This window comes from Pseudomonas marginalis (assembly GCF_900105325.1).
Classification (GTDB): domain Bacteria; phylum Pseudomonadota; class Gammaproteobacteria; order Pseudomonadales; family Pseudomonadaceae; genus Aquipseudomonas; species Aquipseudomonas marginalis.
The window spans coordinates 359,959-372,108 of record NZ_FNSU01000003.1 but is presented as its reverse complement, the minus strand read 5'-3'; the positions used below and the strand labels follow the sequence as shown (position 1 = coordinate 372,108).

13 protein-coding genes are annotated in these 12,150 nt (G+C 61.5%); 6 read left to right on the top strand and 7 right to left on the bottom strand.

The window, feature by feature from the left end:
* Positions 1-489 (bottom strand): DMT family transporter, encoded by a 489-nt coding sequence (locus BLW22_RS11185; RefSeq protein ID WP_027607513.1) that lies wholly within the window; start codon positions 487-489, stop codon positions 1-3.
* A gap of 117 nt (positions 490-606) precedes the next feature.
* Between BLW22_RS11185 and BLW22_RS11180 the strand changes: the two genes are divergently transcribed.
* The 3 genes from BLW22_RS11180 to BLW22_RS11170 all read left to right on the top strand — a co-directional run bounded on the left by BLW22_RS11180 (position 607) and on the right by BLW22_RS11170 (position 2,389).
* Positions 607-1,539, top strand: coding sequence for a LysR family transcriptional regulator (locus BLW22_RS11180; RefSeq protein ID WP_065949053.1), 933 nt, complete (start codon positions 607-609; stop codon positions 1,537-1,539).
* Positions 1,540-1,655: 116 nt separating this feature from the next.
* On the top strand, positions 1,656-2,015 hold the full coding sequence (locus BLW22_RS11175; RefSeq protein WP_235865582.1) for a type II toxin-antitoxin system Phd/YefM family antitoxin: 360 nt from the start codon (positions 1,656-1,658) through the stop codon (positions 2,013-2,015).
* Complete coding sequence (locus tag BLW22_RS11170; protein ID WP_074846296.1) at positions 2,012-2,389, top strand: type II toxin-antitoxin system VapC family toxin; 378 nt, start codon at positions 2,012-2,014, stop codon at positions 2,387-2,389. The genes BLW22_RS11175 and BLW22_RS11170 overlap by 4 nt, the downstream gene beginning before the upstream one ends.
* 21 nt (positions 2,390-2,410) lie before the next feature.
* Here BLW22_RS11170 and BLW22_RS11165 read toward each other — a convergent pair whose 3' ends face one another.
* From BLW22_RS11165 to BLW22_RS11155, 3 genes are all read right to left on the bottom strand, one after another.
* Positions 2,411-3,730: an Nramp family divalent metal transporter gene (locus BLW22_RS11165; protein WP_065924385.1), complete on the bottom strand. Its 1,320-nt coding sequence runs from the start codon at positions 3,728-3,730 to the stop codon at positions 2,411-2,413.
* A 41-nt stretch (positions 3,731-3,771) separates the two neighbouring features.
* Positions 3,772-5,325, bottom strand: a complete 1,554-nt coding sequence (locus tag BLW22_RS11160; RefSeq protein ID WP_074846293.1) for a DUF726 domain-containing protein — start codon at positions 5,323-5,325, stop codon at positions 3,772-3,774.
* Between the two features lie 93 nt (positions 5,326-5,418).
* Positions 5,419-6,201: an AraC family transcriptional regulator gene (locus BLW22_RS11155; protein WP_065924383.1), complete on the bottom strand. Its 783-nt coding sequence runs from the start codon at positions 6,199-6,201 to the stop codon at positions 5,419-5,421.
* Positions 6,202-6,305: 104 nt separating this feature from the next.
* On the opposite strand from BLW22_RS11155, the gene BLW22_RS11150 reads away from it, so the two are divergent.
* The 3 genes from BLW22_RS11150 (at position 6,306) to BLW22_RS11140 (ending at position 9,725) form a co-directional block, all read left to right on the top strand.
* On the top strand, positions 6,306-7,163 hold the full coding sequence (locus BLW22_RS11150) for an EamA family transporter (protein ID WP_074846290.1): 858 nt from the start codon (positions 6,306-6,308) through the stop codon (positions 7,161-7,163).
* Positions 7,164-7,289: 126 nt separating this feature from the next.
* Positions 7,290-9,098, top strand: a complete 1,809-nt coding sequence (locus BLW22_RS11145; protein WP_065949041.1) for a monovalent cation:proton antiporter-2 (CPA2) family protein — start codon at positions 7,290-7,292, stop codon at positions 9,096-9,098.
* Between the two features lie 72 nt (positions 9,099-9,170).
* Positions 9,171-9,725, top strand: coding sequence for a DcrB/PsbP domain-containing protein (locus tag BLW22_RS11140; RefSeq protein ID WP_074846287.1), 555 nt, complete (start codon positions 9,171-9,173; stop codon positions 9,723-9,725).
* Positions 9,726-9,960: 235 nt separating this feature from the next.
* On the opposite strand, the gene BLW22_RS11135 is transcribed toward BLW22_RS11140, so the two are convergent.
* Genes BLW22_RS11135 through BLW22_RS11125 form a run of 3 tightly spaced genes read right to left on the bottom strand, consistent with a single transcriptional unit; the run spans position 9,961 to position 12,047 of the window.
* Positions 9,961-10,680, bottom strand: a complete 720-nt coding sequence (locus BLW22_RS11135; RefSeq protein WP_074846284.1) for an alpha/beta hydrolase — start codon at positions 10,678-10,680, stop codon at positions 9,961-9,963.
* A gap of 11 nt (positions 10,681-10,691) precedes the next feature.
* Positions 10,692-11,447 (bottom strand): precorrin-6A synthase (deacetylating), encoded by a 756-nt coding sequence (cobF, locus tag BLW22_RS11130; RefSeq protein ID WP_065924378.1) that lies wholly within the window; start codon positions 11,445-11,447, stop codon positions 10,692-10,694.
* 45 nt (positions 11,448-11,492) lie between these two features.
* A complete protein-coding gene (locus BLW22_RS11125; protein WP_074846282.1) occupies positions 11,493-12,047 on the bottom strand; it encodes a histidine phosphatase family protein in 555 nt (184 codons plus the stop codon).
* Between the last annotated feature and the right edge of the window lie 103 nt (positions 12,048-12,150).

Below are 12,150 nucleotides of genomic sequence, written 5' to 3'. Positions count from 1 at the left end.
TTACCCTCGTGCAATCAGAACAAGTGCCGCCACAATCAACGCCAGGGCTATCCAGCGCTCGCCATTGACCCGTTTGCGTGCGGTGCCGAACCAGCCGAAATGGTCGATCAGCACGCTCTTGCCCACCTGGCCGGACAAAATCGCGATCATGGTCATGGCAATACCGATGTGCGGCGTGGCCAGGGTCAGCACCACCACATACATCGGCCCCAGGAACCCACCGATCAGTTGCCAGCGCGGCAACTCGGACAACGCCGGGCCCTTCTGCGGGCCGCTGAACAGCAGCAGCAAAAACAGAATCGCCGAGCCGACGCCGAAGATGCTCAAGGTTGCCCATAAATGCCCCACCTGGACGCCCAATGGCCCGAGCAACCCGGCCTCCACCGACAGGCCCATGCCCGCCAGGATCACCAGCGGCAACAACAGCAACCGTAAAAGGCTGTTTTTTGGCCTGGCTTGCGCCACACCCTCGATAGAACTGGCCTGCATACATCACCTGCGCGTCAATAAAGGAAACATGGCGCGCATTATCCGGTGGCCTGCCTGTGCGATAAATGGGAGTATGCCGACAACACCTTTGCGCACTACGCACAACCCGGAGGCCTGATGCAGGGCTTGAATGAATTGAGTTTCAAGGCGCTGCGCCTGTTCGTCGCGGTGCTGGATCACGGCAGCTTTTCCGAAGTGGCTCGCCGCGAAGGCCTGGCGCCCTCCTCCATCTCCCGGCAGATCCAACTGATGGAACAGGCCCTCGGCCAGCAGTTGCTCTACCGCCACACCCGCGCGGTGAGCCCCACCGAAGCCGGGCGCCTGCTGGGGCGACACGCGCGCTTGATGCTCGAACAGCTGGAAGCCGCCGGCCAGGCCCTGCAGGAACAGGAAAGCGAACCCAGCGGCCTAGTGCGCATCAACGCGCCGATGGTGTTCGGCCAGCGTCACCTGTCACCGTGGCTGGGCGAGTTATGCCGGCGCTACCCGAAGCTGCAACTGGACATCCAGCAAACCGACACCTTCGTCGACCCGCTGCAAGACGGCACCGACCTGCTGTTCCGTATCGGCGTGCTCAACGACTCCAGCATGCAGGCACGCATCTTCGCCCCCCAGCGCTTTCGCCTTGCCGCCAGCCCCGCCTACCTGGCCCGCCAGGGCACGCCCCAGCACCCCGAGGAACTGCTCCATCACCAGTGCCTGGCCTACAAGGGCATCACCGGCCAGCAACGCTGGTTCTTCCGCAAAGGCCAGGGCGACTGGACACCCTACAGCGTCAAGGGCCCGATCACCGGCAACCACGCCGACACCCTCACCCACGCCGCCGAACAAGGCCTGGGCCTGGTGGTGTTTCCGTCCTGGCTGATCGGCGAAGGCCTGCGTGCTGGCACCCTGCAAGCGGTACTGACGGAATATGAAGTGGCGACCACGCTGGAGCCGCAGCAGATCGCTGCGCTGTGGCCGGGGAGCCGACGACTGTCCCTGAAGGTGCGCACGGTGATCGATTATTTTGTGGAGTGTTTTGGGACGGTGCCGTATTGGGATCGATGAGCGGTTGAGGAATTTTCCGAGTAGTAAAAGTAGGCTCGGTCTGATTTAACGGGCCACTCTATTTTGGACCGGGTGCATTGGGGCAGACTTTGGCGATGTCTTTTTGGAGAGATGCCATGGTTTTCATGTACCCAAAGCCGTCGCGCGCTGAACGTGTGGCGGCAACCAGCGGTCGGCTCGTCTTGGATAGCTCACCCAGTTTTGGCTATATTTGGCCAAAATACGCGGAGCACCTCATGATTACCGTACCCTTGGGCGAAGCAAAGAATAACCTGTCAAAACTGGTGGATGACGCCGCCGCCGGCAAAATTATCACCATTGCCAAGCATGGACGTGCGATGGCGCAACTCGTCCCCGTGGGGAAATCCAAAGGTCAGCGAATTGGCGCGATGAAAGGAAAGCTCGTTGTCCCCGAGGACTTTGATGCGCCCCTGCCAGCCGATCTGCTGGATGCGTTTGAGGGCAGCCATCCATGAGGGTGCTGCTGGATACCCATGTTCTGCTCTGGGCACTGACTGACGACCCGAAGCTATCCAGCAAAGCCCGACGACTGATCGAGAATGCCGCAGAGATCTACGTCAGCGCGGCAACCTTCTGGGAAATGGCGATCAAGGTCGGCCTTGGAAAACTCGATGCAGACCTGGACGAAATCCGGGAATACTGCCTTGAAAGCGGTTTCGTCGAACTGCCCATCACCTCGGAACACGCGATTGCCGTCAAGGATCTTGAGCCTCATTACAAAGACCCTTTTGATCGGCTTATCGTAGCGACAGCCATCAGTGAACCGATGAGACTATTGACCGCCGATACGCAGATTGCCCAGTACACATCCTTGGCAATCCTGGTATAGCCCGCACCCACGGCCTGGAACTCAGAACACCCACTGCCCAATCAACCACGCATTGGCGCCACTGATCAGCGCAAACAGAAACCACGCCAACACCCGAGTGTGCAGGCGATTGACGAACGGCCCCATCAGCTGCTTGTCGCCGGTCATGCGGATCAACGGGTACAACGCAAACGGCAACTGCAGGCTGAGCACCACCTGGCTGAGGATCAGCAGCTTGCCAATGGCCTGGTCGCCCATCAACCACACCCCGAGAAACGCCGGGATCAGCGCCAGCCCACGGGTGATCAGGCGGCGTTGCCAGCAGGGAATGCGCAGGTTGAGGTAGCCCTCCATGATCACTTGCCCGGCGATGGTGCCGGTAAAGGTCGAGCTTTGCCCGGACGCCAGCAAGGCGATGCCGAACAGGATGCTGGCAAAGGCGCCGCCCACCAGCGGGTCGAGCAAGCGGTAGGCGTCCTGGATCTCCACCACCTCAGTGTGCCCCGTCTTGTAGAAGGCGGAGGCGGCGAGTATCAGGATCGCGGCGTTGACCAGCAGTGCCAGGGCCAGGGAGCCAATGGTGTCGATCCGGGCCAGCTTGACCGCGTCCTGTTTGCTGGCGAGGTCTTTGCCGATCAGGCGGGTTTGCACGATCGAGCTGTGCAGGTAGAGGTTATGGGGCATCACCGTGGCGCCGAGAATACCGATGGCCAGGTACAACGGCGCGGCATCGCTGATGGCCGACAGGGATGGGGTGAAGCCACTGAACACATCCGGCCAATACGGTTTGATCAGCACCAGCTCAATGAAGAAACACACGCCGATGGTCGCCACCAGCGCCAGCATGATCGCCTCCAGGCGGCGAAAACCACGGTTTTGCAGGGCCAGGACCAACAGCGTATCGAAGGCGGTGATGACAATACCGGTGGTCAGGGAAACGCCCAGCAGCAGGTGAAACGCCAGGGCGCAGCCGAGTACTTCGGCGAGGTCGGTGGCGATGATGGAGATTTCCGCCAGCACCCACTGGGTGCGTGCGGAGCGTTTGCTGTAGCGCTCACGGCACAGTTGCGCCAAGTCCTTGCCGGTAGCGATACCCAACCGCGAGCACAGGCACTGCACCGCCATCCCCGCCAGGCTGGCGAGCAATACCACGAACAACAGGCTGTAGCCGTAGCGCGACCCGGCTTCGATGGCCGTGGCCCAGTTGCCTGGGTCCATGTAGCCGATGGAGATCAGCAGGCCGGGGCCGGCGAACATCAGGATGCGCTTGAAGAAGGACGCCTTGGGGTCAACGGCAACGGAGCCGGCCACTTCCGGCGGGCAGAATGGAGCGGTAGCGATTTTCGGCAGGCTGAATTTCACGCGGTATCCCAGGCAAACATACTCGACAGGGGCTCAGCTTATCAGTCGGACGCAACCGTGCGCATCACCGTCTCCCGAGGCAGGTCAAACGCCTCCACGACCTGTACCACCAGGTCCATCTCCTGGTTCAAGGCTTCACGCTCCATGCGCTGGCGAATCACCCCGATCACCACCACGGCCAGGGTGGTGATCGAGTACGCCGGGCCGGAAAACGCCCGTACACCGCTCACCAGCAACATCGCCGCCGCCAACGCCTGGCCGACCACCGGGATCGCGGAGGCCGCACCACGACGCAGGATAAACCCGGTCAACCCGGCCAGCGCCGTGCCGCTCAACGCCGTAGTGGCTGTTCGGCCGACATCGAAACGGCTGAACAGACCCAGCTCCTTTTGCGCCGCCGCCTTGAGTTCAGCGTCGAATACCTGGCGGTCGGCGTGGCTGAGTTTGTCCTTGTACTGCTCGAGCAGTTTTTCCGCGACCTGGGCTTCGAGGTCAGCCAGTGCCACCGTTTCAACGGGCTCGGCAAACTTGATTCCCAGTCGCTGCGCCACCTCTTCGGCAATCTGCCGATAGTTCACGCCATGGCCACGGGCAAGGTTCATAAAGCTGTCGCCGCCCATGCGCTGCAACTCGATGGCCAGCTTGAGCGGCTCGCGTACCGTGGCGTCAATCGACGCACTGCGCTTTTGCGCCATCAATTCGGCCAGGAACGCCAGCTCCTCCGGCCGCGCCTGCACCAGGGCCGCAAGCAAGTCGGTGTCCTCTTCGGCAAAGCGTACCTCGCTACTGCGCTGGTCGGCGCGGATCACGCCGCGCCGCTCATGCAAGAGGTCGGTGTACTGCACCACGGTCTGCAACTGCGGCCAGTACGCGGCATGATCAAAGGTAGCCAGGTGCACATTGGTAACCTTGGCCTTGAGTGCCGGCGTCACCGGGATCGCATACCGGCCGATGCACCGCTCGGTGTCCGGCTTCATGGCCAGGGCCCAGTCCTTGCTGGAGTGGCAATTGATCACCCGCCCCTTGAGCGGCGCACACACCTCATCCCAAGGGCTGGACGTACAGATCGCTCCGCCCATCAACAGCAGGTTGTCCAACGGCAGTTCCCGTGCGGTATCCGGGCTGGCAAGCAGGCTCTTGACCAGAATCCGCGCCCCCAGGGAATGCCCGATCAGGTTGATACGCCGCACCTGCAGCGCCTCGCCATGCAGGTAGCTGGCCAGCTCCGGCAGTAAGCTCCTGGCCACTTCCTCCACCCGCGCCTCGACGCTTTTGTAGTGGTCGAGAAAATAGGCAATCGCCTTGCCCACGCCGACGGTCGCGGCACCGATGCTGCCACCACCCAGCATCGCGGCGATCACCTCCTTGAAGGGCGCAAACAGGTTTTCCAGAAAATGCCCCGCCGGCCAGAACAGCATCAGGTTGGTCGAACCCTCGATACCCGCCAGCTGTTGCTTGAAATTGCCCAGCTGTTGCCGGTTAAAGAACGCCGAGTAACCGTGAACATAGAGATTGAGCACATCGCCCTGAGGCTCGCCGCACAATACGAACGTGGGCTTGCGGGTGCGGTGCATTTCATCCCACTGGTGCTGCATGGGCCGGTGACTCCTGGTAACGAGGGACGGCGATAATAACAAAGGGAGGCCTGTAGAACGGTGAATCCTGACCGGCGTGGCGGTCGCGAAGGCTCAGAACTGCGCCGCAGCCTTTGATTTGGCCAGGTAGCGCGCCGGCGAATCCCCCAGGTTGCGCCGGAACACGGAGGTGAATGCACTGGAACTGCTGAACCCCAATTCGAACGCGACATCGGTGATGGACGTGCCATGGCTTAGCCGTGCGGTGGCTTCCAATAGGCACACCTGCTGGCGCCAGGACACGAACGTCATCCCCGTGCCCTCGTAGAAATGGCGGGTGAAGGTGCGCCGACTCATGTTCGACCAATCAGCCATCTCGTCGAGGGTGATTTTCTGCGTGGGCGCATCCAGGAAGCGCTGACACGCTCGCGCCAGCCGCGGCTCGCACGGCAATGGCGCGCTGAGTGGCAGCTCGGGCATGGCTCCGATTTCATCAATCAACAGCGTCAGCACGCAGTGATGCCTCACGCTGGGTAATGCCGAGGAGTCGATAGCCAGCGCCGCCTCCAGTAAATGCCTGAGCAGGGGCGACACTTCAAACACCTGGCAGCGGTCCTGCAACCGCGCCCGCTTAGCGGCATCGGTGTCCAGGTAGGTATTGAGCATCACCACATCCCCGCGCATATGCATTTCATGGGGCACACCACCCGGCACCCAGATCGCCCGTTGCGGCGGTACCACCCAGTTGCCGAGATCGGTGAACATTTTCAGCGCGCCGGTGGAGGCATAGGCGAACTGCCCACGTGAGTGCGTGTGCCGCTCAAAGACGGTGCCGCAAGGGTATTCGCGCAGCGTTACCACGGCTTCTGGGCTGGCGGAATCAAAGGTCGGAATCATGGCCCGATTCTGTCAAAAGATGGCCTTGCATAGCAAGCGGGCCAACCCGCCACTCCCCTAACATCAACGCCCTCGAAAAAGCGTCATGACCAAGGGAACATTCCATGCTGAAAAAACACCTGGCGCTAGCCGTGCTCGTCACCCTGGTATGGGGGGTGAATTTCCCCATCACCAAACTCGGCCTGCGCTCGGTCGACCCTTTTGTCCTCACGGGCATCCGCTTTTCCCTCGCCGCCCTGCCGCTGGTGTTCTTCATCAAGCGCCCCGCCGTCAAATTCAGCTACGTGGCCGCCTACGGCGTCATCTTCGGGCTGGGCATGTGGGGCGTGATCAACTATGGCATCGAGAGGGGTGTGAGCCCCGGCATCGCGTCATTGATCATTCAACTCAGCGTATTTTTCACCATGGGCTGGGGTTGCGTGTTGTTCAGGGAAACACTCCGCGGGACGCAAATGGCGGGTGCATTTATGGCCCTGATCGGCCTGGCAGCTATCATCTCCACCCGAGAAGGCAGCCACGCAGTGCTGGGTGTGATGTTGATCGTACTCAGTGCGCTGGCCTGGAGCGTGGGTAACGTCATCATCAAGAAGTCGGGGGTCACTGAGGTCTTCTCGTTCATGGTGTGGGCCAGCCTGTTTCCGCCGATCCCGTTATTTCTCATGGCTTGGCTGATGCATGGCAGCGCGCCGTTCGAAGGCTTGCAATCCAGCCTCGACATCATTGCGATCCTGTCCATTCTGTTTCAGGTGTACCTGGCGACGCACTTTGCCTACTGGGGCTGGAACTCGCTGCTCAAGCTGTACCCGGTGTCCACGGTGGCGCCACTGTCGTTGTTGATTCCGGTGTTCGGGATCAGCAGTTCGATGCTGCTGATTGGCGAGCGCGTTCCCTCGCCAGACCTGATCTCGATTGCGATCATCATCGCCGGCCTGGCCGTGGGTTTATACCGCAAGCCGGTGTGAACCGCCCGCCGCCAGACACACACTGGCGTGTTGTCCCCTCAAACGCAGCAAAAACACAATTTTCGAAAGGTAAAAAGCGCTCTAATACCCTCCTGTCGATTGGTTTTAAAGATCCTGGAGTTCGCAATGCCCCATGAAGGCAATCTGTTACAAGCAGCCGTGGTGTTCCTGCTCGCCGCCGTGCTGACCGTGCCCCTGGCCAAGCGCCTGCAATTGGGCGCGGTGCTGGGCTATCTGTTTGCCGGCGTGATCATCGGTCCGTCGGTGTTGGGCCTGATTGGCAACCCGCAAAGCGTCGCGCAGTTCTCCGAACTGGGCGTGGTGTTGCTGCTGTTTATCATCGGCCTGGAGCTGTCGCCCAAGCGTTTATGGGTGATGCGCAAGGCGGTATTTGGCGTCGGCCTGGCCCAGGTGCTGCTCACCGGCCTGGTCATGGGAGCGGTGGCGTTGTGGCTGTTTGGCCAGTCGTGGAACAGCGCAATCGTGCTCGGCCTTGGCCTGGCGCTGTCGTCCACCGCGTTCGGCCTGCAAAGCCTGGCCGAGCGCAAGGAGCTGAACCAGCCCCACGGGCGCCTGGCGTTTGCGATCCTGCTGTTCCAGGATATCGCCGCGATCCCGTTGATTGCCATGGTGCCGCTGCTGGCCGGCAGCGATCATCCGACCACCGAAGCCCAGGGCCTGCAACACGTCCTGCAGATCCTCGGCAGTATTGCCGTGGTGATCATCGGCGGCCGCTACCTTCTGCGGCCGGTGTTTCGCATCGTCGCCAAGACCGGCCTGCGCGAAGTGTCCACCGCCACCGCCCTGTTGGTGGTGATCGGCACCGCCTGGCTGATGGAACTGGTGGGTGTGTCCATGGCCCTCGGCGCCTTCCTCGCCGGCCTGCTGCTGGCGGACTCGGAGTACCGCCACGAACTGGAATCCCAGATCGAGCCGTTCAAGGGCCTGCTGCTGGGGCTGTTCTTTATCAGCGTGGGCATGGGCGCCAACCTCAGCCTGCTGCTCAGCTCACCGCTGGTGGTGATCGGCCTGACCCTGCTGTTGATCGGTTTGAAGCTGCCGCTGCTGTACGCCGTGGGCCGCATGGTAGGTGATCTCAACCGCGAAAGCGCCCTGCGCCTGGGTGTGGTGCTGGCGGCGGGCGGTGAGTTCGCCTTTGTGGTGTTCAAGATCGGCCGCGACCAGGGCCTGTTCGAACCGCACCTCTACGACGTGCTAGTGCTGACCATCACCCTGTCCATGGCCGTCACCCCGCTGTTGCTGCTGGTCTGCCCCAAGCTGTTCAAGCCCAAGGTCAAGCCGGTGGAAGTACCGGAGGAATACCGCACCATCGAAAGCGATGCGCCGCGCGTGGTGATCGCCGGCATGGGCCGTATGGGGCAGATCGTCGCGCGGATCCTGCGCGCGCAGAACATCTCCTTCATCGCCCTCGACACCTCGGTGGAAACCATCGAGCTGACCCGCAGTTTCGGCGGCATGCCGGTGTTCTACGGTGATCCGCAACGTCCGGAGATCCTGCACGCCGCCAAGGTCGACCAGGCCGAGTTCTTCGTGATCGCCATGGACGACCCGGAGATCAACATCAAGACCGCCGAACTGGTGCGCAACCTCTACCCGCACATGCAGATCATCGCCCGTGCGCGTAACCGCCAGCACGTGCACCGCCTGGTGGACCTCGACGCCTCGCCGGTTCGCGAGACCTTCTACTCCAGCCTGGAAATGAGCCGTCGCACCCTGGTGGGCCTTGGGTTGACCCAGGCCCAGGCCGATGCCCGCATCACCCGCTTCAAGCACCACGACCTGCAAGTGCTCGCCGCCCAGCACGCGGTGTACGACGATGCGGCCAAGGTGATGCAAACCGCCCAGGAAGCCCGGGCGGAACTGGCGCGACTGTTTGAGATGGATCGGCTTGAGGAAGAGTCCGACAAGGTGTGAGGCTAAGGGCGAACGATATTGCGAATTTTCTGACAGAATGTGCCGCAATCTCGTTCACCCCTGGAGCGCTTCATGGCCACGTTCACCAAGACCGCTATCCTGCTGGCCCTCGCGCTGACCGCCGGCAGCGTCTTCGCCGCCGCCAAGCCGGCCACGCAAACCATTTCCACCTTGGGCGGTAAGTTCAACTTCAATCTGCCCAAGGCTTACGCCGCCGAAACCCTCCCGGCCGGCAAGGCCGAGGACGGCACCGCTGATACCCAAGGCACGATGTACGCCAACCAGACAACGAAAAGCGTGGTGATCGTCGCCGAAACCGTGCGTAACGACGGGGTGAGCATCAAGGACAACGACCCGCAGTTCCTCGATGGCGCCGTGGCCGGCTTCGTCAAGGACCAGAGCGCTGCCCTGCCCGACTTCAAGAAGCTGAGCGAGAAGAAACTGACCTTCAAGGGCCTCGGCCTGCGCCAGGTGGACAGCACCGCCACCCAGGGCGGTGGCAAGACCTTGAACTCCACGTTTCTCGGCGGCTCCGGCAACCACTTGCTGGTAATCCAGGCGATCTCGCGGGCCGATGATACGAAGGGGCATGCAGAGCTGGTTAAGCAGATTACCGGCGGCAAATAACAAAGAGTCCTGACAACGCCCATCAAATGTGGGAGGGGGCTTGCCCTAATGCCAGTCAGTTAAGCGTACATCGCCTCCTGTAGGAGCGAGCTTGCTCGCGAAAAACGTCAACGATAACGCGTGCGTCCTGAATGAACGCGGCGCCTGTGAGTTTTTCGCGAGCAAGCTCGCTCCTACAAAAAGCCTTAACTGACTGGCATTAGGGCAAGCCCCCTCCCACCTTCATTCAGCGCGCTCACTTCAAATTTGTTTCCAGCCACGCTTTCAAGTCCTGCACTTCCGCCTCACTGACGGTGTGGTTCATCCCCGGATAGCCATGAAACTCCGGCTTCAACCCAAGCCCCACCAACACCTCATTCGCCCGCGTCGCCGACGCATACGGCAGTGCCTGGTCCAGGGTGCCGTGGCCGATAAAGATCGCCAATTTGTTCAAGCGCTCATCCGGCTTCAGCTCAGCCTTGAGCACCGGCAGCACGCTGCCACTCAATGCCGCAATGCCGCGCACCAGCTGCGGGTCGCGCAAGGCCACCTCATACGACATGATCGCGCCCTGGCTGAACCCCACCAGGAACACCCGGTCAGGCCGGGTGTGATACTTGGCGGTGGCTTTGCCGACAAAGTCCTTGATCAGCTTGGCGCTGCTCTGCAAATCAGCGGTCACACCATCGTAGTCACCGTCACCCGGCGCCTTGGTAAACCAGCGAAAGCCATTCGGCTGCACCGGCGTCGGCGCACGGGCCGACAGGTAGGTCCAGGTGGACGGCAGCGCGTCCTTGATGCCAAACAGATCTTCCTCATTGCTACCGAACCCGTGCAGGAAAATCACCAGCGGCTCGTTGCGCGCATCGCCCTGGGTCTGTTCCAGGTACGCCAGCGGCAAATCGGTGTGCAGCTCGGAATCAGCGTGGGCAACGCCGGCCACCAGGGTCAGTGCGAGGGCAAGCAGTTTGAGCATGGGACGTTACCTCAGGGTTTGCGCAACAAGTAAGTGTCCATGATCCAGCCATTCTCCAGGCGCGCCGCCTTGCGCACCCGTTCGATCTCTTCAGCCACTTCACTGACTTTGCCGCTGATCAGGATCTCGTCTGGCGTGCCCAGGTAAGCACCCCAGTAAATATCCAGGTCCTGATCGGCCACCGTACGGTAGGAATCTTCCGCATCGAGCATGACCACCAGGGTATCGGCATCGCTGGCCTGCCCCGCCGCCAATCGACGCCCGGTGGTGATCTCGATGGACTTGCCGATACGGTTCAACGCCACCTTATGCTGGGCCGCCAGGGCCTGCACGCTGGTGATACCGGGGATCACTTCGAATTCAAAGGCGCAGCGGCCACTGGCCAGGATCGCCTGCAAGATGCGGATAGTGCTGTCGTACAGCGCCGGGTCGCCCCAGGCCAGGAACGCACCGACTTCACCGTCGGCCATTTCCTCGTTGATCATGCGCTCGAAAGTTGCCTGCTTGTCGCGGTTGAGGTCCTGCACAGCAGTCGTGTAGTCGATCTCGCCACGTACGCGCTCGGGGCACTCGGCCTCGACAAAGCGGTAGCCAGGTTCGGTGATGTAGGTCTCGCAGATCTCGCGGCGAAGGTCGATCAACTTGTCCTTGCTCTGGCCCTTGTCCATCAGGAAAAACACGTCGGTGCGGTTCAGCGCTTTCACGGCCTGCATCGTGATGTAGTCAGGGTTGCCGGCGCCAATGCCGATGATCAGGATGCGTTTCATGGGTTGCTCTCATTGCGGGGCGTGGATTTTGCCATGTTCACGCACTCAGGCGTGAGTTTCCAGGCGCAGGCGCCACACCGTGTTGAAGCGCAGTTCGGTAGCGGACAGGGGCTCGACATCGATCCGATAGAACATCGACACCGGAAACTGCATGACGTGCAACATCGCCGCGCGGATCACAAAGGGATGGGTAATGGCCACCACGTGCCCGGGTTGCGCCTCAAGCGTTTTCATCCACGCCGCGACCCGCGCGCAAATCTGCTCGACCGACTCGCCACCGTGGGGCGCACGGGTGCTGTGGGTCATCCAGTCCATCAACGCATCGCTGCGTAACTGACTGATGGCCTGGCCCTTCCAGTTGCCAAAGTCGCCATCGCGCAAGGCCTCTTCAATCACCGCCTGACTGCCGAACAACCCTGCCGTTTGCCAGGCGCGTGCCTCGGGCGCGCACAGCAGACGCGTTTTCTTCTTATAGCGCCCGGCCAGGGACAGCGCCGCCGCTTGCCAATCCATGACCACGGACTCGTTATCGGGAAAACGCCCGTACTTTTGAGCGGGTGTGGCGGCATGGCAAATGAGGCTCAAGCGGGAGGCCTGCATCACTGCTCACTCTGCATCGGGATAGCGCCTCGTATAAACCTGATACACACGTGCGGAACCGCCGAGTTTAACCATACCACTCCCTACAAGCCACGCGTCATAC